Annotated in this window: 19 protein-coding genes and 1 tRNA gene; 16 read left to right on the top strand and 4 right to left on the bottom strand. The window is 40.8% G+C overall.

Annotated features, from left to right (window positions below; genetic code table 11):
- Positions 1-22: 22 nt before the first annotated feature.
- The 10 genes from ilvB (at position 23) to glgB (ending at position 13,226) form a co-directional block, all read left to right on the top strand.
- The gene (ilvB, locus tag BLP87_RS02615; RefSeq protein ID WP_074461309.1) at positions 23-1,705 is read left to right on the top strand and encodes a biosynthetic-type acetolactate synthase large subunit; all 1,683 of its coding nucleotides are present in this window, start codon (positions 23-25) and stop codon (positions 1,703-1,705) included.
- A 24-nt stretch (positions 1,706-1,729) separates the two neighbouring features.
- Complete coding sequence (locus tag BLP87_RS02610; RefSeq protein ID WP_074461308.1) at positions 1,730-3,271, top strand: L,D-transpeptidase; 1,542 nt, start codon at positions 1,730-1,732, stop codon at positions 3,269-3,271.
- Positions 3,272-3,332: 61 nt separating this feature from the next.
- A complete protein-coding gene (locus BLP87_RS02605; protein ID WP_074461307.1) occupies positions 3,333-4,937 on the top strand; it encodes a L,D-transpeptidase in 1,605 nt (534 codons plus the stop codon).
- A gap of 266 nt (positions 4,938-5,203) precedes the next feature.
- The gene (locus BLP87_RS02600; RefSeq protein WP_074461306.1) at positions 5,204-5,554 is read left to right on the top strand and encodes a hypothetical protein; all 351 of its coding nucleotides are present in this window, start codon (positions 5,204-5,206) and stop codon (positions 5,552-5,554) included.
- Between the two features lie 30 nt (positions 5,555-5,584).
- Positions 5,585-5,926 carry an arsenate reductase family protein gene (locus BLP87_RS02595; RefSeq protein WP_074461305.1) on the top strand — a complete coding sequence of 114 codons (342 nt, stop codon included), beginning with the start codon at positions 5,585-5,587 and terminating at the stop codon, positions 5,924-5,926.
- Positions 5,927-6,162: 236 nt separating this feature from the next.
- A complete protein-coding gene (locus BLP87_RS02590) occupies positions 6,163-6,726 on the top strand; it encodes an HD domain-containing protein (protein ID WP_074461304.1) in 564 nt (187 codons plus the stop codon).
- 429 nt (positions 6,727-7,155) lie between these two features.
- Positions 7,156-8,238, top strand: coding sequence for a 3-phosphoserine/phosphohydroxythreonine transaminase (serC, locus tag BLP87_RS02585; protein ID WP_074461303.1), 1,083 nt, complete (start codon positions 7,156-7,158; stop codon positions 8,236-8,238).
- A 1-nt stretch (position 8,239) separates the two neighbouring features.
- Positions 8,240-9,409: a phosphoglycerate dehydrogenase gene (locus BLP87_RS02580; protein ID WP_026654718.1), complete on the top strand. Its 1,170-nt coding sequence runs from the start codon at positions 8,240-8,242 to the stop codon at positions 9,407-9,409.
- Between the two features lie 2 nt (positions 9,410-9,411).
- Positions 9,412-10,650, top strand: coding sequence for a DUF1015 domain-containing protein (locus BLP87_RS02575; RefSeq protein WP_074461302.1), 1,239 nt, complete (start codon positions 9,412-9,414; stop codon positions 10,648-10,650).
- Positions 10,651-10,796: 146 nt separating this feature from the next.
- The gene (gene glgB / locus BLP87_RS02570) at positions 10,797-13,226 is read left to right on the top strand and encodes a 1,4-alpha-glucan branching protein GlgB (protein ID WP_074461301.1); all 2,430 of its coding nucleotides are present in this window, start codon (positions 10,797-10,799) and stop codon (positions 13,224-13,226) included.
- 85 nt (positions 13,227-13,311) lie between these two features.
- Here glgB and BLP87_RS02565 read toward each other — a convergent pair.
- From BLP87_RS02565 to BLP87_RS02550, 4 genes are all read right to left on the bottom strand, one after another.
- Positions 13,312-13,384 (bottom strand) — tRNA-Thr (locus tag BLP87_RS02565).
- A gap of 83 nt (positions 13,385-13,467) precedes the next feature.
- Complete coding sequence (gene bioA, locus BLP87_RS02560) at positions 13,468-14,673, bottom strand: adenosylmethionine--8-amino-7-oxononanoate transaminase (RefSeq protein WP_074461300.1); 1,206 nt, start codon at positions 14,671-14,673, stop codon at positions 13,468-13,470.
- A gap of 9 nt (positions 14,674-14,682) precedes the next feature.
- The gene (bioD, locus tag BLP87_RS02555) at positions 14,683-15,366 is read right to left on the bottom strand and encodes a dethiobiotin synthase (protein WP_074461299.1); all 684 of its coding nucleotides are present in this window, start codon (positions 15,364-15,366) and stop codon (positions 14,683-14,685) included.
- Positions 15,367-15,398: 32 nt separating this feature from the next.
- Positions 15,399-15,950: a biotin transporter BioY gene (locus BLP87_RS02550; protein ID WP_074461298.1), complete on the bottom strand. Its 552-nt coding sequence runs from the start codon at positions 15,948-15,950 to the stop codon at positions 15,399-15,401.
- 256 nt (positions 15,951-16,206) lie between these two features.
- Here BLP87_RS02550 and BLP87_RS02545 point away from each other — a divergent pair, with 256 nt between their 5' ends.
- The 6 genes from BLP87_RS02545 to BLP87_RS02520 all read left to right on the top strand — a co-directional run bounded on the left by BLP87_RS02545 (position 16,207) and on the right by BLP87_RS02520 (position 23,278).
- Positions 16,207-16,731, top strand: a complete 525-nt coding sequence (locus BLP87_RS02545) for an adenine phosphoribosyltransferase (RefSeq protein ID WP_026654721.1) — start codon at positions 16,207-16,209, stop codon at positions 16,729-16,731.
- Positions 16,732-16,736: 5 nt separating this feature from the next.
- The gene (locus tag BLP87_RS02540) at positions 16,737-19,022 is read left to right on the top strand and encodes a RelA/SpoT family protein (protein ID WP_074461297.1); all 2,286 of its coding nucleotides are present in this window, start codon (positions 16,737-16,739) and stop codon (positions 19,020-19,022) included.
- Entirely contained in the window at positions 19,022-19,675 is a 654-nt protein-coding gene (locus BLP87_RS02535) for an MBL fold metallo-hydrolase (RefSeq protein WP_074461296.1), read from the top strand. The genes BLP87_RS02540 and BLP87_RS02535 overlap by 1 nt, the downstream gene beginning before the upstream one ends.
- 114 nt (positions 19,676-19,789) lie before the next feature.
- Positions 19,790-21,187 (top strand): coproporphyrinogen dehydrogenase HemZ, encoded by a 1,398-nt coding sequence (gene hemZ, locus BLP87_RS02530; RefSeq protein WP_074461295.1) that lies wholly within the window; start codon positions 19,790-19,792, stop codon positions 21,185-21,187.
- A 30-nt stretch (positions 21,188-21,217) separates the two neighbouring features.
- Positions 21,218-21,895: a hydrogenase nickel incorporation protein HypB gene (gene hypB / locus BLP87_RS02525; protein WP_074461294.1), complete on the top strand. Its 678-nt coding sequence runs from the start codon at positions 21,218-21,220 to the stop codon at positions 21,893-21,895.
- Positions 21,896-22,120: 225 nt separating this feature from the next.
- Positions 22,121-23,278, top strand: coding sequence for a GGDEF domain-containing protein (locus BLP87_RS02520; RefSeq protein WP_074461293.1), 1,158 nt, complete (start codon positions 22,121-22,123; stop codon positions 23,276-23,278).
- The last annotated feature ends 70 nt before the right edge of the window (positions 23,279-23,348 follow it).

The following is a 23,348-nucleotide window of genomic DNA, read 5'->3' as shown; positions in this document are numbered from 1 at the left end:
CATATAGGATGGTACATATAAAATGCAGTTAAACGGGTCACAGATAGTTTTAGAGTGTCTTAAAGAGCAGGGAGTCGATACCATATTCGGTTATCCCGGCGGAAGTATTCTCAATATATATGATGAACTTTACAAACAGAGTGATGATTTCCTTCATATCAGGACTTCTCATGAGCAGGGTGCTGCACATGCTGCCGACGGATATGCAAGATCTACGGGCAAAGTGGGCGTATGTTTTGCAACAAGCGGCCCAGGAGCAACAAATCTTGTAACCGGTATTGCCACGGCATATATGGATTCTGTTCCGATGGTTGCGATTACCTGTAATGTAAATCTTCCTCTTTTGGGAAAAGATACTTTCCAGGAAGCCGACATTGCCGGAATAACCATGCCTATCACAAAGCACGGTTATATCGTTAAAGATGTAAGAGAACTGGCTGATACTCTGAGGAAAGCATTTAAGATAGCAAGCACCGGAAGACCGGGGCCTGTTATCGTAGATATTACAAAAGATGTAACAGCAAAAAGCTGTGAATTTAAAAAAATTAAAAAAGTTGCTGACAAATCGGCGATAAAGACATATACTGATGATAACATTAATGTAACAATCAAAATGTTAAAAGCGGCAAAAAGACCTTTCATTTATGTGGGAGGTGGTGCTATTATCTCGGGCGCTTCCAAAGAGGTATTGGAATTTGCCGAGAAGTTTGATTGTCCGGTCTGCGACACACTTATGGGAAAGGGTGCTTTTGACGGTACACATCCCCTTTATACCGGCATGATAGGTATGCATGGTACAAAAGCTTCTAATTACGGCGTAAGTGAGTGCGACCTTCTGGTTACATTAGGTGCCAGATTTTCTGACAGAGTAACCGGAAACACTAAGACTTTTGCATCAAAAGCGAAGATTCTTCAGATAGATATCGACGCCGCTGAGATCAATAAGAATATCAGAACAAGTTATTCCATAGTCGGAGATCTTAAGGAAGTTCTTTCTGAGATAAATGCAAAACTTGATCAGATGGATCATACCGAGTGGAAGGAAAAGATAAACGGATACAAGGAAAAATTTCCTCTGAGCTATCAGACGGATAAACTTACCTGTCCGTATATTATCGAGACGCTTTACAAACTTACGCAGGGCGATGCCATTATTTCAACTGATGTAGGACAGCATCAGATGTGGACAGCCCAGTATTATAAGTTCAGAAAGCCGAGAACGTTCCTTACATCAGGTGGCCTTGGAACTATGGGTTACGGACTTGGAGCATGTATTGGTGCAAAGGTTGGAAATCCTGATAAGGTCTGCGTAAATATTACCGGAGACGGATGCTTCAGGATGAATATGCAGGAGCTTGCGACTGCATCGGGCTATGGCCTTCCGATTGTTGAGATCATCATTAACAATAGAGTTCTGGGAATGGTAAGACAGTGGCAGACACTGTTTTATGAAAAGCATTATTCTCAGACGGTATTCGAAGATAAGGTTGACTACTGTATGGTAGCTAAAGCACTTGGTTGTGAGGCTGTCAGAATTACCAAGAAGGAGGAAGTAGAACCTGCTCTTAAGAAGGCGTTAGGTTCAAAAGTACCTGTTGTCCTTGATTGTGTTATTGAAGAGGATGATAAGGTATTTCCGATGGTACCTGCAGGAGCTTCTATAAGTGAAGCTTTTGACGCGAGCGATATTGAAGGGGAGAAGTAATTATGTTTTGGGGAAAGAGAGTAAATGAATGTACGGACAAAATTAATCGGGCGCATTGTGCTCCTGATTATTTCGGGGTTGGTAGTGCTTTATCTGATCATCGGGTACTACTACAGCAAAGGATTTCCATGCGCAGCTAAAGTAAACGGCATTAAATGTACGGGTAAAAGTGTTGCGGAGGTAAATTCCGAACTATGTGAAACAATTAAGTATCAGGGAATAAATGTTATTGACAGAAATGGATCTTCATTGTTTATCAGTGCTGAGGACCTTGGATTTACAGTGGATTATACCGAAGACCTCAATAAGTTTATTTCTGAACAGAATGCTTTATCATGGGGAGTATATGTTTTTAAAGGACTGACGGGCTCAGTACAGCCACGTATCAGTGTTGATGAGGACAAACTTGAAAATATAATCGCAGGCTGGGATATATTTGTTCCTGATGAAACCAGGGATGTTTCCATTGTTAATACGGAGAATGGGTATGAACTTAAGAATACTCTTTTGTGCACTCCCATAAAGGAAAACATTGCTCAGACTGTAGGAAGCGCAGCTACGAGGTTGCAAAGTGAGCTGGATCTTTCTTCCGAACTTTATGACGACTGCTATGAACCTGTTACGCTTACGGAGGAACAGCAGACTATTGTTGATTTTTATGGAAAGTTACAGCGAATCCTTAATTGCGGCATTACATATCAGTTTGGAAACCAGACAATTCCGCTTAAGGGCGAGGTTGTTAACGGATTTCTTTTGACTTACGATCAGCTTTCGGGAGACACTTATGACTATGAAAATCCCGGGCTGGGTAGATTTATTTCAGGCAGTAATGAAGTGGGTATTTCCGGCGACAGTGTTCGTGACCTTGAAGGCTTTGCGGTTACTTCGGACAATGAGCCACTTATATCGGAAGCAAGACTTTATGATTTCTTTTACCAGAAGCAGAAATTATGCGACACGGCTACTATGCTTAAAAGGTATCAGAACGGTGAAGATGTCGAGATAATCTGTAGTAAAGACAGAAAAGGAAGTACCTTTATATTTGACCATAATGCCGAATATAAACATTTGAAGGAAGCTTTTCTTTCGGGATCGTATGAACAGGAAGAAACCAGAAATCTTACGAACCCCAAGAAAGTTGATTTCTTTAATGCCAAGAAGACGCTTGGCGGAACATATATAGAACTTGATATAGCAAACCAACACTTGTATTATTATAGAAATGGAGAGGTATATATAGATACGTTGATCGTATCGGGAACTATGTACGGAGGTCACGGAACTCCGGCAGGTCTTTTCCATGTATATGATAAGCAAAGAAATAAGGTATTGGTAGGAGAGGACTATGAATGTCCGGTCGAATACTGGATGCGTTTGACCGATACGGGAGTAGGTATACATGATGCATGGTGGCAGGAATCGTTTGGAGGTGATATGTATCTCGAATCTGGTTCGCACGGATGCATAAATTGCCCTCCTTACATAGCTCGTCTTCTATATGAAAACGTTAAGGAACAGACGCCTGTAATTGTTTATTACAGAAGCAATGTGACTTACCCATACTAGCTTTCTGTCTGAGCAATCGATTTTTTGGCAGACGGATTGCTTAAGGAATACGAGAGAGTGAATGAAAGATAAAACTAAATTAATCGTGCGAATTGCAGTTCCGGCTTTTGCCGGTTTGATTGTGCTGTATCTGATCATTGGTTACTTTTATAGTAAAGGTTTCCCTTGCTGCACTTGGGTTAACGGAGTGTATTGCACGGGAAAGAGCGTGGATCAGGTAAATTCCGAGCTTTGCAATAAGTTTGATTACAAAGGAATAACCATAAAGGATCAGAGTGGAGCAACACTTTTTGTCAGCGCTAAGGAAATGGATTTTAAGATAGATTATACGGAAGCGCTCAAAGAGTTCATTAAGAATCAGAATGCTTTGTCATGGGGGATATATATATTTAAAGGGCTGACCGGTCAGGTTGAGCCCGATATTTCCTGTGATGAAAAAAAGCTTGCAAAGATAGTCGGTGATTGGGAAATATTTGTACCTCAGGATACGCTTGATGTTTCCATTGTCAAAACGGAAAAGGGGTATGAACTGAAAAACGAACTTTTGTCGGTTCCCAATAAGGAAAGTATCATTGATGCTGTAGATGTGGCTGCGCTTAATGCCGCGTCTGACATCGATCTTTCGTCTAAGGATTATGAGGATTGTTACGGCCCCATAAAACCAAATGCAACTCAGCAGGAGGTTATCGATCTTTATTCAAAGATTGAACCGGTTATAAACTGTAACATTACTTATTTGTATGGAAATAAGAAGATTCCTTTGAAGGACGGAACCGCAAGTAAATTTCTTCTTACCAACGAGGAAATGAAGGAAGGAACGGAAGATTATGATTACGATAATCCGGGACGCGGCCGTTATATTGCCGGAAATTCCGAAGTGGGCCTTTCGGATGTTCGTAATCTTCAGGGATTCGTGGTTACTCAGAATGGCGATCCTTTGATTTCTGAAGCCAGGATCTATGATTTCTTTTACAAGATGGTTAAAGCAGGTTATACCGCGGACGCTCTTGAACGGTACAAGAACGGCGAGGACGTCGAGATGATAATGGTTCCCAAGAATAATCGCGCGGGTAATCCGAAGATATTTGATAACGTCGCTGAGTATAATTACCTTAAGAAGGTTTTTTCTTCAAATCCCGGAGAACTTAAGAAGGATGAGAAGAAAGACGACAAGAAGGATGAAAAGAAGGACGACGGAGATAATGAAAATCAGGATGATACCGGCGAAGAAATAAGGGAACTTACCAACGAAAAGAAAGTTGATTGTATCGACGCCAAGAAGGATCTTGGTAAGACATATATTGAAGTGGATGTTTCCAATCAGCATCTGTATTACTATGTGGACGGAGAAGTCGCTATCGAAACAGATGTTGTTACCGGTGATATGTCTAAGGGATGCGGAACCCCGAGCGGATACTATCGTGCTTATGACAAGCAGAGAGAAAAGACGCTTCGCGGTGATGATTACGAGACTCTCGTGCATTATTGGATGAGACTTAATAATGCCGGAATCGGTATTCATGACGCATATTGGAAGCATGAATTCGGAGGCGATATCTACAAGCATAACGGATCGCACGGATGCATTAACTGTCCACCGGATGTTGCTGAACGCTTATGGAATGCAACAAAGAGCAAAACTCCGGTAATCGTATATTACAGATAAAAGTCATAGAAGCCAGAGGGACGGTTCATTTGACACATGTCAAGGGACGGTTCTTTTGGCTTTTTTCATTGGCAGGGGTGACAAGGGGACGGTTCGTTTGACATTTTTTCTTTTACGCAAGTTGGTAATGGGTAAGTTATATACAATCGAAGATATTTAAGGCTATAATAGAAAAGAATTATATGCTAACCTTGTTGGGAAAGGATAAATCCGGATATATGGGTTTTATAAGTTTCGATATATAACTGAAAGTGCAGGTGTTTTGTATGGATGTAGGTATGATCATTGGATTGGTTGTTGTATCGATTGTGGCCGGAATTATGATCATTATCGGTATTTGCCAGCTTAATAGAAAAGATAATCCTGTTGGATTTTATAATGTTACGGAACCGCCAAAAAAAGAAGAAATCTCTGATGTGATTCAGTGGAATAAAAAGCATGGTACAATCTGGGTTGCGTATGGAATATGCATAGAACTTTGCTTCTTGATGGGATATATTATGCCCAATGGAATGCTGGAATTTATATTTTCGTTTGGAGGAATTGTGGTTCCGTTGCCTTTTATGATTATGAGACATCACAAGTTGGAAAAAGAATATAGAATATACAATTCCTAATCATTATTAAATGCAGAAAGAGTGGAATAAATGAATATACAGATTTTTGGGACGAAGAAGTGCAACGATACAAAGAAAGCAGAGCGCTTTTTCAAGGAGCGTGGCATAAAGTATCAGTTTATTGATATGAAAGAAAAAGGCATGAGCAAGGGTGAGCTTACATCTGTTGCTTCAGCCAATGGCGGGATTGCAAATTTGGTGAATCCTGATGCAAAAGATAAAGATGCGGTTGCGTTGTTTCAGTATATTGCTGATGAAGACAAGCTTGAGAAACTGCTTGAGTCGCAGCAGATAATCAAGACTCCGGTGGTAAGAAACGGAAAGCAGTCAACAGTTGGCTATCAGCCGGATGTGTGGAAAAAATGGGAGTGATATGACAGAATAAATCTTTGACATCGTAGACGAAAACGGGCAGCCTGCAGGCGGGACAGTAACCAGATCACAGGCTCACGCTGACGGAATTAGGCATAGAACGGCTCATATATGGGTGGTTCGAAAAAATGGATGCAAGAATATCAGGCTTGCTTGCCGCAAAGAGATGAGAAGTTTTGCGTGCCGATGGGCGGGCTTGAGATAGTTCGTGATTATGTTAAGTTGAGGGAGGAAATATGAATCCGAGAGACTACCTGGAAATATTGCATGTTGCAGAGAGGTTAAAAGATACACCGAGACATTGCACGACAACAAAGCAAAGGACGGAAAGTGTGGCAGAGCATAGTTGGAGAATATCTCTGATGGCTTTTCTTTTAAGACATGAGTTTCCGGATATAGACATAAATAGGGTTGTTGATATGTGCCTTATTCATGATCTTGGCGAATGTTTTACCGGTGATATTCCGACTTTCATAAAGAGTGATGCAGATAGAGAAGTTGAAGATTCTCTTTTGATTCAATGGGTCAGATCTTTGCCTGAGAAATTATCCGGAGATTTTGCTGATCTGTATAAAGAAATGGATGCACAGGAAACTAAGGAAGCGAAGCTATATAAGGCGCTTGATAAGCTTGAAGCTTTGATCCAGCATAATGAATCGCCTCTTGACACCTGGTCTGAAAATGAGTTTGAACTAAATAAAACTTATGCTTTCGATACCGTGGCATTTTCATCTTGGCTCACGGAGCTGAGAGAGGCTGTTTTAGAAGATACCATGCGTAAAATAGAAAGTGAGAGTTAATTGTTGGAGGGGCCGGAAGTAAAATCGTGGAATTGTATTCTTTGAGTTGTGATTTTTAAATCTGAGAATAGAAAGCATTATTTTTTAAAAAGAAATATTCTTCTTCTTAAGAATTATTTACAAAAAATATTAAAAAGAAGGAGTGGTTTATAATGTTTTTTTCAAAAAATGAACAAGATTAATCATCAATTATGTTGGTTGATTTATGTTCTTTTTTATTTGCACAAAAGGCGAAAAGAACAGTCTCTGTGACTTGTTCACGTGGCCGGAAAACATGTCAAAAGAACCGTCCCCTTGACTGATAAAAAAATAAAATAACACGCATTATGGAATGGCATTCTTGACATTTTTGAAATTGTGTATAGAATAATTTTTATGAGTTATTTTAGCGAATTAAATTATTAAATCGTCTATAGGAGGACAAAAGAAATGTCTAGAGTTTATAATTTTTCTGCCGGTCCTGCAGTTCTTCCGGAAGAAGTACTTAAGAAAGCAGCAGCAGAGATGCTTGATTACAACGGATGTGGTATGTCTATCAACGAGATGAGCCACAGATCAAAGGCTTTTGATGAGGTTATACAGACTGCAGAACAGGATATCAGGGATCTTATGAACATCCCCGACAATTACAAGGTTCTCTTTTTACAGGGAGGCGCAAGCCAGCAGTTCGCAGCAGTTCCTCTTAACCTTATGAAGAACGGCAAGGCTGCTTATATCGTAACAGGTCAGTGGGCTAAGAAGGCTTATCAGGAAGCTCAGAAGTACGGTGAGGCTATCGAGGTCGCTTCAAGTGCGGATAAGACTTTCTCATATATTCCCGATTGCTCAGATCTTGATATCCCTGAAGATGCTGACTATGTATATATCTGCGAGAACAATACAATTTACGGAACAAAGTTCAAGACACTTCCCAACACAAAGGGACATATTCTTGTTTCTGACGTATCATCATGCTTCCTTTCAGAGCCTGTTGATGTAACAAAGTATGGCGTTATCTACGGCGGTGTTCAGAAGAACGTTGGACCTGCTGGTCTTGTTATCGCAATTATCAGAGAAGACCTCATCACAGATGATGTTCCCGCTTACACACCTACAATGCTTAAGTGGAAGACTCAGGCTGATAACGGATCTCTTTACAACACACCTAACTGCTGGAGCATTTATATGTGCGGTCTTGTGTTCAAGTGGCTCAAGGAGCAGGGCGGTCTTGAGGAGATGAAGAAGAGAAACGAAGCTAAGGCTAAGGTTCTTTATGATTATCTCGACCAGAGCAAGATGTTCAAGGGAACAGTAAGACCTGAGGACAGATCACTTATGAACGTTCCTTTCGTTACAGACAGCGAAGAGCTTAACGCTAAGTTCATCAAGGAAGCTACAGCTGCCGGATTTGTAAGCCTTAAGGGACACAGAACTGTTGGCGGAATGAGAGCCAGCATCTATAACGCTATGCCTATCGAGGGTGTACAGAAGCTCGTAGAATTCATGGCTAAGTTTGAAAAGGAGAACAGCTGATATGTACAAATATAAATGCATGAACCCGATTGCAAAGATCGGTCTTAATAATTTCACAGATGAGTATCAGACAGTAGATAATGTTGATGATGCAGAAGGCATACTTGTAAGAAGTGCCAATATGCTTGAGATGGAGTTTTCAGATAACCTTCTTGCTATCGCAAGAGCAGGTGCCGGTGTAAACAATATTCCTCTCGACAGATGCGCTGAGAAGGGTATCGTTGTATTCAATACTCCCGGTGCAAATGCAAACGGTGTAAAAGAGATGGTTCTTGCTGCAATGCTTATCGCATCAAGAGATATCATCGGTGGAACTGAGTGGGTTAAGGCTAATGCAGGCGATCCTGATATTGCAAAGCTCACAGAGAAGTCAAAGAAGAAGTTCGCGGGAACTGAGATCTTCGGAAAGAAGCTTGGTATCATCGGACTTGGCGCTATCGGTGTCAGAGTTGCGAATGCCGCAAGACAGCTTGGTATGGATGTTTACGGATACGATCCTTATCTTTCAATCGACGCTGCTTGGAGACTTTCTTCAGACGTTAAGCACGTAACAAATGTTGATGATATCTATTCAAAGTGCGATATCATCACAGTTCACGTACCTGCACTTGATTCTACAAAGGGCATGATCAATGCGGATGCAATCGCTAAGATGAAGAAGGGCGTTATCCTTATCAACCTTGCAAGAGATATTCTCTGCAACGAAGTTGACGTTCTTGCAGGAATCAACTCAGGTAAGATTCGTAAGTATGTAACAGACTTCCCGAATCCTACAACAGCAGGTCACGACGGATGTATCGTAATTCCTCACCTTGGAGCATCTACAGAGGAGTCTGAGGATAACTGTGCGGTTAAGGCTGTACTTGAGCTCAAGGATTATCTTGAGAACGGTAACATCAATAACTCGGTCAACTATCCTGGATGTGATATGGGAATTGCCACAAAGCCCAGAATTGCTATTTTCCATAAGAACGTAGCAAATATGATCAGCCAGTTTACAACAGTACTCGGCGAGGCAGGTTATAATATTTCAGATATGACTAACAAGTCAAAGGGCGATTTTGCTTATACTCTTATTGACCTTGAGGACAAGATATCAGATACTCTTATTAAGAAGATGGAAAAGATTGACGGTGTTATCAGAGTCAGAGTTGTTAAGAAGGAAGCATAATTATGGCAGACATCAAACCTTTTAAAGCATATAGACCAATAAAGGATAAAGTGGGAAGAGTTTCGGCTCTTCCCTATGATGTTTTTAGCAGGAAAGAGGCTTATGAAGAGGTGAAAAGAAATCCCGATTCATTTCTTGCTATAGACAGACCGGAGACTCAGTTCGCTGAGGACTACGATATGTATGCACCTGAAGTATATCAGAAGGCACATGATATGCTCTGGGGACAGATCGAGAGCGGAGTATTTGAGCAGGATGAGACAAACTGCTATTACATTTACGAGCAGACAATGAATGGCAGAACTCAGACAGGCATTGTTGCCTGTGCTTCAATAGATGATTATCTTAACAATGTCATCAAGAAGCATGAGAATACGAGGGCTGAAAAAGAAGAAGACAGGATCAAGCATGTTTATACTTGCGAAGCGCAGACAGGTCCTATCTTTTTGTGCTACAGAAACAACAAGATGCTTAGTGACCTTGTTGCAAAGATTAAGGAAGTTGACGAACCTGTTTACGATTTCACATCTGATGACGGTGTTAAGAACAGGGTTTGGATCATTTCAGATCTTGAAGAGACTGAGACTATCTGCAGGATCTTTGCGACTATAGACAGCATCTATATTGCCGACGGACATCACAGATGTGCTTCTGCCGTTAAGGTGGGGCTTAGAAAAAGAGAAGAGAATGCCGGCAAGGCAAGAGGAAAGCAGCAGTATGATTATTTCCTTTCGGTTCTTTTCCCTGACAATGAGCTTATGATCATGGATTACAACAGAGTTGTAAAAGATCTTAACGGACTTACGAAAGAAGCATTTCTTGATAAGCTCGAAGATAAGTTTGATATTGAGAGATCAAATGAAGCCGTAAAGCCTTCATGTAAGGGCGAGTTTGGTCTTTATCTTGAAGATGAATGGTATAAACTTGTTGCAAAAGAGCATATAAGAAAGAGTGATGCCGTTGAAGGATTGGATGTTTCTGTACTTCAGAATGAAGTTCTTTCTCCCATTCTTGGTATCGGAGATCCTAGGACTGACAAGAGGATCGATTTTGTCGGTGGAATAAGAGGATTAAAAGAGCTTGAGGACAGATGCCACAAGGATATGAAGCTTGCTTTTTCAATGTATCCCACTTCAATATCGGAGCTCTTTGATGTGGCTGACGCAGAAAGGCTTATGCCTCCGAAGTCAACATGGTTTGAACCGAAGCTTTTGAGCGGATTATTTATTCATTCGATTTAAAATTTTGTACAATTTATGATACAATTAACTAAGGAAATACCGATTAATTCAGTATTTCCTTAGTGACTTTTTGGGGAAAGCACATTTATCGGTGTTTTCATATAATAGAATGTATTCATGTTGTATTTAATTTGGAGGGCATTAAAGTGAACGGTAAATTGTACAAGATGATGAATTGGCCGGAAATCGAGGAGATAATCTATTCGGATGGAGACAATCCTCACAGGATACTTGGGGCACATAAGGTGGGTTCGAGCTATCTTGTTCAGGCTTTTTTTCCAGATGCGTTATCTGTCAGTGTTTATGTCGACAATCAGAAGAAGACATATGAGATGGAGCTTGCCGATGAGGCCGGATTCTACGCTGTGACCGTTCCTTATGTCGAAAAACTTAAATACAAATTTATCATTAAGGGTGTTGACGGCAGTGAGACTACCATTGTCGATCCTTATTCTTTCGAGCCGCTTCTTGAGCGCGAAGATTTTATAAAGTTTGGAAGTGGTATTCATTATCATATCTATGAGAAACTCGGCGCTCATCCGATGAGACGCGGAGGCGTGAATGGAACGCAGTTTGCGGTCTGGGCACCTTCGGCGGCCAGAGTGAGCGTTATCGGAGATTTTAATAATTGGGACGGACGTCTTTGCCAGATGCGAAGGCTTGATCCTATCGGTATTTTTGAGATTTTTATTCCCGGTGCAAAAGAAAATGACGGTTATCAGTTTGAGATAAAGACAAGGAGCGGTCTTGTATTTAAGAGGCCCGATCCCTATGCGACCGAGTCAAAGGGCGAAAACGGTATTATTTCCGTTATCAATAAGCCGAGGTCTATTGCATGGACGGATCAGAAGTGGATGGTGCAGCGCAGGAAGTTTGATAAGGATATTAGTCCTCTTTCTATCTGCGAGATTTCCATCGAAGCTTTTGCCGACAGGCATAACGGCAAGACGGGATTTAAAGAGATCACTGCCGACATTCTGGAATATGTGAAAAACCACGGCTTTGATACGGTTGAGCTTATGCCTGTAATGAAGCATGTACCGGAGCATTTTTATCATATTCTCAATTTCTATGCGCTTGATGAGTCGAACGGAACGGCGGAAGATTTCATGAACTTTGTAAATACAATGCATAATGAAGGCATCAGGGTCATCCTTGACTGGGTTCCGACTTTTTTCCCGAGGGCATCGTTTGGACTTAGCGATTTTGACGGAAAGACTCTGTATGAATATGAGGATCCGAGAGTGGGTATACGTCCTAAGTCGGGAGATCTTATCTTTGACTACGGAAGAAAAGAGGTTACGAATTTCCTTATCTCAAATGCTCTTTTCTGGATTGAAAATTATCATGTTGACGGGCTTAGAACATCAGATATTTCAAGGATTCTTTATCTTGATTATGACAGAAAACCGGGCGAGTGGATGCCTAATATTTACGGCGGAAACGAGAATCTTGAGGCACTTGAGTTTTTGAAACAGCTCACTGAGAATGTTCATAAGAAAAATCCGGGAGTTCTTTTGATAACAAAAGAAACTGCGTGCTGGCCTCAGGTTACCGATTCTGTCGATAACGGCGGGCTTGGATTTGACTATAAGTGGAATAACGGATGGACAAGAGATTTCCTTAGTTATATGAGAAACGATCCGCTGTTTAGGTCAGGACATCATGATGAATTGACATTTAGCATGATCTATTGTTATACGGAGCGTTTTGTTCTTGCATTTACGCATGAGGAGCTTGAAAAGGGGCTCGAAGGGCTTTATTATATGATGCCCGGCGATTCCTATCAGAAGCTTGCGAACTTGCGACTTGCACTCAGCTATATGATGGTGCATCCCGGAAGAAAGCATATATACATGGAACCTGATGCGCTTACAATCGATCAGGCGGTTTATATCGAGAATATGCTCAGTAAGCTTAATGAGATTTATAAGGATAAGGCGGCGCTTCACGAGGCAGACGGTTCAAATGACGGCTTTGAGTGGATCAACAACATGGCTGCCGATGAGTGCATGATCTCTTTTGCAAGGAAGAGTTCCGATGAAAAAGAAATGCTCATCGCTGTTGCCAATATGGCCGGAATCGAGAGAGAGATTGAAGTCGGCGTTCCCGCTGACGGAAGATATACGGAAGTCTTTAACAGCGACGATGTTTCTTACGGCGGAAGCGGTCTTCTTAATGAGGGTAAACTTTCTGCTGTCAGAAAAGAAGTTGACGGGCGAAACTACTCTCTGAAACTTAAGCTTGCAGCTGTTACTCTTGCGATATTCAGCTATGTTCCTTATTCCGAGCAGGAGAAAAAAATCCGCGCGATAAAGGAAGAGGAAGAGATAAAGAAGGAACAGGAGCGCAAAGAAAAGATTGAGGCTTTGAAGGAAAAACAGAATGAAGAAGAGAGGAAGCTTTTGAACGAGCTTAAGCTCAAGTATGAAAAAGAACTTGCAGAACAGGAGCGGGCTATCGAAGAAAAGTACGAAAAGATAGAGGAAGAGCGAATCTGTGATATTGTCTCGAAGGAGGCGATAAAGAGTATTTCCGGCAAGTCGACCGGTAAACGTAAAACAAAGAAGAAATAGAATTTGAAAAAAATAAAAACAGCAACCATGTGGAGTTTAATATACTTACGACAGGGTTGCTGTTTTTATTAAATGTATTTATTAGAGCTGGAAAAGGGACTTGAACCCTCGACCTACTGATTACGAATCAGTTGCGCTACCAACTGCGCTATTCCAGCATCTGCTTGTTTTGATAAGCACAAAGAAGATTATACAATCGTTACGTTAATTTGACAAGGAGGAAATATATATTGATAGGACTCTATTTAGAACACAGCCAGGTTTTCATGACATTTATAACTTTAACAAGTTCCCAATCCTCTATAATATAGGGAACCATTGCATACATATATTTTAGGAATGGCCGCGTGAAAACACCATGTTCAAAAGCATATTGGCGAAAACCTTCCAGATATTTTTCGTCTTTTACTTCAATGCAAATACATCCGCCCATTATTCTTATTTCTTGGATTTTATCAGAAGAAAAATCTTCAAAGGCATTTAGAGTTATTTCTTCTATGTGTTTTATTTTTTCAAGATAATTTCCCTTTTCAAAAAGCTCGATAGATTTTATGGCAGCGGCACAGGCCAGTGCATTCCCCATAAAAGTTGGACCATGCATAAGAGCGTGAGATGAGTCGTCGCTTAAGAAACCGTTCCAAACACGTTCGTTGGCAACTGTTACTGCATGTCCGATATATCCCCCTGTTAAAGCCTTTCCCAGAACCAAAATATCCGGTAGAACAAGATCTGCAACAAAGCGATTTCCTGTCCTTCCAAATCCTGTTGCGACCTCATCAAAAATCAGAAGCACATCATATTCATCACAAAGCTGTTTTGCTCTTTCAAGAAAGGATATGTCATACATTCGCATTCCGCCGGCCCCTTGAAGCAATGGCTCCACAATAAAGCAACTCAGTCTATCACCATATTTTTTAAATGCATTTTCAAGAGCGGGTATTTCGGTTGGAATATGTACAACCCCCTGCTTTTTTTCGTTGGAGTTACCGAATGCAAAGTGATAATCTTCGTCATCACCTACCTCCATTGCCTTAAAAGTATCGCCGTGATAAGCGTGCTCCAACGCAAGTATAATGTTTTTATCTGAACCGCGGTTTGTGTTAAACTGCAAGGCTATTTTTAGGGCAACTTCTACAGCAACACTTCCTGAATCAGAAAAAAAGCAGTAGTTTAAATCTCCCGGCAACCACTCAGCCAGTTTATCTGACAGCTTTTGAACAGAATCATGTGTAAGTCCTCCGAGCATAACATGTGCAAATTTATCCAGCTGTTCCTTGATCGCATCATTAATTACAGGATTATTATATCCGTGAATTACACTCCACCAGGATGATATAGAGTCGATCAAGTCATGGCCGTCTTCTGTATATAGATGAACCCCCTTAGCTGAGGCAATCTTTATTGGTGGAGCCATTGTTTTCATTTGAGTATATGGATACCAAATCATAGTTTTCTCCTATTCAAATAGCGAAGCTAAAAATATGCCATTTAATTCTATTTCTTTAGAATCATTTTTTACGCCGGCGATGACCGGAACGCCGGTATATGCTTCACACATTTTTTTATTATCTTCTTCCATTACATCACCGGGGTGGAAGCGGTTAAAAATTATTCCTTTGACTGCAATATTACGAGTCTTCATATAATCAATTGTAAGAACAACATTGTTTATCGTTCCAAGTCCCGCATCAGCTATGACAAGACATGGTAAATCGAGTAACTTTATCACATCTTCAAGTAAATAGTGTTTGTTATCATATCTTAATGGGCAGATAATTCCGCCACTTCCCTCAGTGATAATATAATCATATTGTGATGCAAGTCTTTTATAGTTGTCCTCGACAACATCTAACTCAACCGGTGAGCCTTCTATCTTAGATGCGAGATGAGGCGAAACGGCAGTCTCATAAATATATGGGCACATAGCCTTTACATCCTGTGATATACCGGAAATATTTTTTACGAAAGTGGCATCACCCGGAATCAAGTCGCCGTTTTCATCCTTTTCATTTCCGCTCATTGCGGCTTTATAATATGCACTGTTAAATCCCGCGTCATTAAGTTTTTTTAGTAAAAGTCCGGTGATGTATGTTTTTCCGACATCAGTTCCCGTACCTGTGATAAATAATCCTTTACTCATTTGTAATCCTCGTTTCAATATATTCCGCTCATTTATTTGGCAATCTCAAATTTCAAGTTCAATACAGGTATGAGTCTTTTGCCAAGAATAGCAGAAAGAATGCAAAGGCAGATATCTCCGGGAACCGCAAGCAAAAAACAATACAGGAATAGTGGCCACAATCCAATGGGACTCTTGAGCCAGAAGCGGCTTATTGCCCAATAATATGCCATTCCCATTGCGTAGACAATCATAAGACCGGTAAAACAACCAAGTAACAACCTTGACATTGTAAGTTTGCCGGAATAGACAATCTTTCCTGTGAGATAAGCTCCTGCAATAAATCCGATAAGATAACCAAAGGTGGGTTGAAAGACATAATTTATTCCGCCGCCACCGGTAAATACCGGCAGTCCTGCCAATCCAAGCAACACGTAAAGTGAAACTGCCATAGCACCTTTTTTACTATCAAGAATTACACCGGCCAGTGTAGTAAAAAGAAACTGAAGCGTGAACGGACAGACGGGGACCGGGATACGGATAAATGCACCTACTGCAATCAAGTCTGCGAACAACGCTATAAAAATAATTTCTTTTGTTTTCATGGCATTCCCCTTTATTTTTAATGGCTCTCTAATTAGAGCATAGGGGATTTTGATTGTCAACCTATTAATGGAGTAAGGTTAACAAAAGACAATTAAAATATAATCCTAAATAAAAAAATGAGAAAATTACTTCAGACAGCCTGCGAACTATAAACAATATTCGCGGAAAGCCGCATTTTGTGATATAATTTTAAGTTGAAAAATTATTTTTATGTGATAACGCACGTTTGGTGCATAATTCAGAGAGGACTATTCAATGAAAGAATTAAAAGATTACGTCAGAACCATTCCCAATTTTCCTGAAGAAGGTATCATGTTTAGAGATATTACATCGGTTTTGCAGGATCCCGACGGATTCAAACTTGCGATCGATGAGATGATGGACCTTGTAAAGGATCTTGATTTTGATGTTGTTTTGGGCGCTGAGTCAAGAGGATTTATTTTCAGTGCACCCATTGCATATGCAAGAGGAAAGGGACTTGTTCCTGTTCGTAAGAAGGGAAAACTTCCTTGTGAAACTATTGAAGTTGAATATGACCTTGAGTATGGAAAGGCTGTACTTGAACTTCATAAAGATGCTATCAAGCCGGGACAGAAGGTTCTTTTGGTAGACGATCTTATGGCTACAGGCGGAACAATTGAGGCCATGATCAAACTTGTTGAGAAGCTTGGCGGTGAAGTTGCCGGAATCCTTGTTCTCATGGAACTCAAGGGATTGAAGGGCAGAGAGAGACTCAGCAAATACAGACTTGATTCTGCAATAAGCTACGAAGGGAAGTAATTTACATGCCACAGGACTTCGATGATGGAAAAATTGAAGCCATTGAGGAATTCCAATCGCCTGACAAACTTTATGAAGGACTTATCGCGAGGGTTAGAAAATACCATCCGTCCGACGACATTACTCTAATTGAAAAGGCGTATCAGGAAGCGGCTGAAGCTCATAAGGAGCAGCTTAGAAAATCGGGTGAACCATATATAATTCACCCTCTTTGTGTTGCCATAATACTGGCAGATCTAGAAATGGACAAAGAGACTATAGCTGCGGGACTGCTTCATGACGTCGTTGAAGATACCATACTTACCAAAGAACAGATAGAAGAGAGTTTTGGCGCCGATGTTGCGCTTTTGGTTGACGGTGTTACAAAACTGACTGCTTTGCAGCTTCATGCCAACAGTGATATGGGCAACAAGACTCAGGAACAGATTGATATGCAGGCTCAGAACCTGCGTAAGATGTTCCTTGCTATGGCAAAAGATATCAGAGTCATCCTTATCAAGCTTGCCGACAGACTTCACAATATGCGCACGCTTGAGCATATGCCTCCCGAAAAACAGTCGAGGATTGCTCAGGAAACTCTTGATATTTATTCACCTATTGCCGGAAGGCTCGGTATCAGCCGTATTAAGGTTGAGCTGGACGATCTTTCGCTCAAATATCTTAAACCCGACATTTATTACGATCTCGTTGAGAAGGTTGCCATAAGGAAAAACGAGAGAGAAAAGTATGTCGAGGATATTTGCGTAAAAGTAAGAGAGGCCATTGCCGATGCCGGTATTTCGGGAGAAGTTAACGGCAGAGTAAAGCATTTTTTCAGTATATATAAAAAGATGCGCAATCAGAACAAGACTCTCGATCAGATATACGATCTTTTTGCAATAAGGATCATTGTCGGAACCGTTAAGGATTGTTATGCGGCACTTGGTGTAATTCATGAGATGTATAAGCCGATTCCCGGAAGATTTAAAGATTACATCGCTATGCCCAAGCCCAATATGTATCAGTCGCTTCATACGACACTTATCGGTCAGACAGGTCAGCCCTTTGAGATTCAGATAAGGACTTATGATATGCACAGAGCTGCCGAATACGGTATTGCTGCGCATTGGAAGTATAAAGAAGCTTCAGACGGACGTAAGGCTGAAAACGGCGAAGAGGAGAAGCTGATATGGCTTCGTCAGATCTTGGAATGGCAACAGGACATGTCTGACAACCAGGAGTTTATGAACCTCTTAAAGAGTGATCTTAATCTTTTTTCTGAGGATGTTTATTGCTTTACTCCCACGGGAGAAGTTAAGAATCTGCCGGCGGGCTCTACGCCCATCGACTTTGCGTACAGCGTTCATTCTGCTGTAGGTAATAAGATGATAGGAGCCAAGGTAAACGGTAAACTCGTTCCGATTGATTACAAGATTCAGAACGGCGACAGAGTTGAGGTTATCACCAGCCAGAATTCAAGAGGGCCGAGTAGAGACTGGCTTGCGATCGCCAAGGCTACTTCGACCAAGAATAAGATCAATCAGTGGTTCAGAAATGAGCTTAAAGAAGAGAATATCGCAAAAGGAAGAGAACTTCTCATTGAGTATTGTAAGAGTAAGGGAATAGATCTTTTTGCAATATCAAAGCCTGAATTTCAGGCTATAGTTATCAATAAATACGGATTCCATGACTGGAATGCTGTACTTGCGGCTGTTGGACACGGCGGTCTAAAAGAGGGCCAGATCATCAATAAGATGCTTGAGCTTGGAGAAAAAGATCACAAGCGCAACATGACTGATGAAGAGGTACTTGCGGCTGTTGCCGAGTCAAATGTAACGCCTCAGGTTTCGAGTTCCGACAATGCAATTATCGTCAAGGGCGTTCATGATGTTGCAGTCAGATTTTCCAAGTGCTGCAATCCGGTTCCCGGTGATGAGATATGCGGCTTTGTTACAAGAGGCCGAGGAGTTTCGATTCACAGAAGAGACTGCGTCAATGTTATTAAAATGCAGGAAGAGGACAAAACAAGGCTTATTGAAGCAAAATGGCAGTCCGATTCTCAGAGCGGCGGCAAATATGTTGCTACCATCAAGATATTTGCAAATAACAGAAACGGTCTTTTGGCCGATATTTCCAGAGCACTTACGGAAAAAGATATTGATATCATTTCAATGAATACAAGAACAAGCAAGCAGGGACTTGCGACTATGGAAATGTCCTTTAAGGTTTCTTCAAGAGGACAGCTTAGAGGAATTGTAGATAAGATAAGAATGATCGAAAGCGTAATCGACATCGAAAGGACGACAGGCTGATGAGTAAGCATAACATACAGGTCGGTGTGCTGACGCTCGGAATGATAGCTACAAATTGCTATTTTGTTTTTGATGCGGACAGAATCGATGAAAACGGCAAGAAACATGTTGTCGTTTTCGATCCTGCGGATGCGGGAAAAAGAATATTTGAAGAATTATCAAAAAATGATCTCGTAGTCGATCTGATACTTTTGACGCACGGACATTTCGATCATATAATGGGAATTCCCGAGCTCAAGGAGCTTACGGGAGCAAAGGTTGGTTGTTATGAGAAGGAAGCTGCTATATGCAGCGACCCTCATCTTAACCTTTCCGTTTCTTTTGGAAATAATTTCGGCATTAAGCCGGATGTTACATATAAAGACGGTGATATCATCGAGGCTGCGGGGCTTTCTTTTAAGCTTATCGCAACGCCCGGACACACATCGGGAGGATGCTGCTATTATATAGAAGATGATAATGTGCTTATAAGCGGTGATACACTGTTTGAAGAATCTGTGGGCAGATCCGATTTCCCTACAAGTTCAACGAGTGAGCTTGTTAGATCTGTCAGAGAAAAGTTGTTTGTCCTTCCGGATGAGACGATTGTTTATCCGGGGCATGGGGATATAACGACGATCGGGCATGAGAAAGAGTATAATCCATATGCTTAAGCAGGTCATACCCATTTACCGAAATTCAGATATTTAAAGATTTTTCTTTTATGAAATAGGAATTTACGAAAGAATGCGTTTTTTGCATTCTTTCTTTTTAACCAGGGTGTTTTTATGATAAAGATTATTACAACGGAAGATAAATACGGATATGATATTCATTCGCTTTTTAAAGCTTTTTTTCCTTCGGAGGATGTAAAAGTAATTGTATCATCCGATGGGAAATACGAAGCGGATGAAGGGGATAAGATTTACGATATAGATGTCTCCGTATCCAAAAATGATCTTAAAAAGAATATTTACAGGATGTTAAGCCTTGAAACAAAAAGAGAACTTCCGTGGGGAAATCTTACGGGTATAAGGCCTACACGAATCGTTATGAATCTCATCGAACAGGACATGAGCGATGAAGAAATATTTAAATATATGAAGGACAATTATTATACGAGCGATGAGAAGACCGCGCTCAGTCTTTCGATTGCACACAGGGAAAAAGAGATATTAAAAAATATCGATTATGACAACGGTTACAGCCTTTATATCGGTATTCCTTTTTGTCCGACGACATGTCTTTACTGTTCGTTTACATCATATCCGATATGTTCCTATGCGGATATTGTTGATGACTATCTTGAATGCATAATGAAAGAAATTGATTACGTCTCCGAGAATTTCAAGGGCAAGACGCTTGATACTATCTATGTCGGAGGTGGAACACCCACAACGCTTCTTCCTGAGCAGATAGAGAGACTTCTAGGATATGTTTACGATAAGCTTGATGTTTCAAAGGTAAAAGAGCTTACGGTTGAGTCGGGACGCCCCGATTCCATCACTAGGGAAAAACTTGCGACCATGAAAAAGATGGGCGTTACCAGAATTTCTGTAAATCCTCAGACCATGAGGGATAAGACTCTTGAACTTATCGGAAGAAGGCACACTGTGAGCCAGCTTGTGGACTCTTATAATATGGCAAGAGAAGAAGGTTTTGATAATATTAACATGGATATTATCCTTGGCCTTCCTTATGAGACTGCGGATGATGTCAGATATACAATGGAAGAGATAAAAAAACTTGCTCCGGACGATCTTACTGTTCATTCGCTTGCGATCAAGAGAGGCTCCAAACTTGCCGAAGTTCTGAAGCAGAAGGAGCTTAAAGGTGAACAAAAAGGTGATGTCTTTTCTTCTATTAAAAATACGGAAGAAATGATGAAGATTGCATCTGAGGGAGCTCTTTCAATGGGGCTTACTCCGTATTATCTGTACAGGCAGAAAAATATAAGCGGAAATTTTGAAAATACGGGTTATGCGCGTCCCGGAAAAGCCGGAATCTACAATATACTCATTAATGAAGAAGTTCAGTCAATTGTTGCACTTGGTGCGGGAACCGTAACAAAAAGAGTTTATGGATATGACGGCAGAATTGAGAGATGCGATAATGTTAAAGATGTTAAACTCTATATGTCTCAGATCGATGAAATGATTCAGAGAAAGAAAGATCTTTTTTCATAATTTTTAATTAAAAAACGGAGGTTTTATTTTATGGGAAATGTAAGAATTATAGATCTTGAGAGAAGTATTTTTGAAAGTAACGATGAGGATGCGAACAGGTTAAGGGAAGAGTTAAAAAAGAGCAAGACTTTTCTTTTAAATCTTATGTCGTCACCGGGAGCCGGAAAGACGACGACTCTTTCACAGACGATCGCCAGACTTAAGGACAAATACCGTATTGGCGTCATGGAGGCTGATATAGACTCTGATGTTGACGCACTTAAGATCGCAGAGACCGGGGTAAAGGCGATACAGCTTCACACAGGAGGAATGTGCCATCTTGATGCCGACATGACTAGGCAGGGAATTAGGGCTTTGGGAGTTGAAGACGTTGATTTTGCCGTTCTTGAGAATGTCGGGAACCTTGTATGTCCCGCGGAGTTTGATACGGGAAGTACCAAGAATGCAATGATCCTCTCCGTACCTGAAGGAGATGACAAGCCTCTTAAGTATCCCCTCATGTTTTCTATATGCGACGTGGTTTTGATCAATAAGATCGATGTCATGCCATATTTTAATTTTGACCTCGAAAAATGCAAAGAATATGTTCTGATGAGAAATCCGAAAGCCAAGATAATTCCTATATGCGCAAAGACGGGTGAGGGCTTCGATGAATGGATAGCCTGGCTTTCTGAAAATATAGACAATGCAATTACAAGCAGTAACTAAAATTGATGCAACTTTATAATATCTCGTGTTATTGTTTAGAGAATTTTTATAAAATATGCATAAAACTGCACCAATACTCGCAAATCTTGCACTGACATTTGTGTATTATGACTAAGACGTCTTGAAAAAATTAGACCCCCGTAGTAAAAATGTATAAGGGTTTTTGTTTAGGAAATATTGGCAACAAATAAACGTTGTTTTCTTAAACTAATAGGGGGATTTGCTATGGATATGGCGTTCTTAGGGGATTTTGTGATTAATGTTTACACATTGTTTCTGTCTCTTATGTTACTGTTCTTCCAGGAGAGGGGCAGAAAGTCTCATTCCAGTGCAGCTTATATCAGATTGATCGGAATACTGGCCATATTGGTCGGAGTTTCCGCTGTGAGAGACATAGTAAGTCTTTCTGACGGAAACTTCATATTCCTTTCGAAGCTGACAAGTTATCTGATATATGCTCTGGATCCGTTCAGCTTCCTATTCGCAATTAAATATATTGACAGTTTTGTTACCGCCGATGACAGGAGCGGACGAAACTTATATATAAACCCTATTATGATCTATGCGATCTTTAACTTTATACTTGTTGCTCTTGATGCGCATCTGTCAAAGGGATGGTTTTTAATCAGCTATAAGACGGGTTTTGAGAGGGGAAGTTTGTATATGTTAAGACTTTTTATGCAGATCATGTCATGTGCGATAATTTTTGCGTTTATAACTGTATATAAGAACTATATCCATAAGTGGTACGTAGCACCGATTCAGGCGCTTCCGGCTATAGTTCTTACGGGTGAGATCCTGCAGTATTTTATCCCGTATATAAACTTTGCTTACGCATCTTCCGTATTTGCGTTTATGGTTCTTTTTATCTATGTCCAGAGAAGAGACATCCATATGGATTATCTGACGGGAACCGTGAACAGAAGAGGAATAGATGCGGCACTACGAAAAGCTATGGCTGACAGTGCGGAGAATCCTTTCTGCGCCGTCATGATAGATATTGATTACTTTAAGCTTATAAACGATAACTTCGGACATAAGGTCGGAGATGAGGTGCTTGAGGGAATTGCGGCAATCCTTCTTGAGACGTTTGACAAGAAGGACGTTGTCGGAAGATATGGTGGAGACGAGTTCTGCATTATAACTCATATGACCGATGAACTCGAGATTGAAAAGAGAATTCATCAGGTTAAAAAACTTGTTGAAGATTTTGAGTGGAGCAACCGCGGCAAGATGGATCTTTCGGTGAGTGCGGGCATTGCCGTTTACAGCAAGGAAATGGAAATGCACGGCAAAGATTTCATGGAATTTGTTGACAACAGGATGTATGAGGAGAAGGCGCTTCATCATTTGTCAAAGCAGGTTAAGGTGGCAGCAAATTGATAATAATTTATTAAAGGGGTTGACGAAAACTTTAAAAATGTATATTAATAAGAACGTGAGTTTTAAGCGG

Source organism: Butyrivibrio hungatei (assembly GCF_900101605.1).
In the GTDB taxonomy this organism is placed as follows: Bacteria; Bacillota; Clostridia; order Lachnospirales; family Lachnospiraceae; genus Butyrivibrio; species Butyrivibrio hungatei_B.
This window is presented reverse-complemented; position numbering and strand designations above follow the sequence as displayed.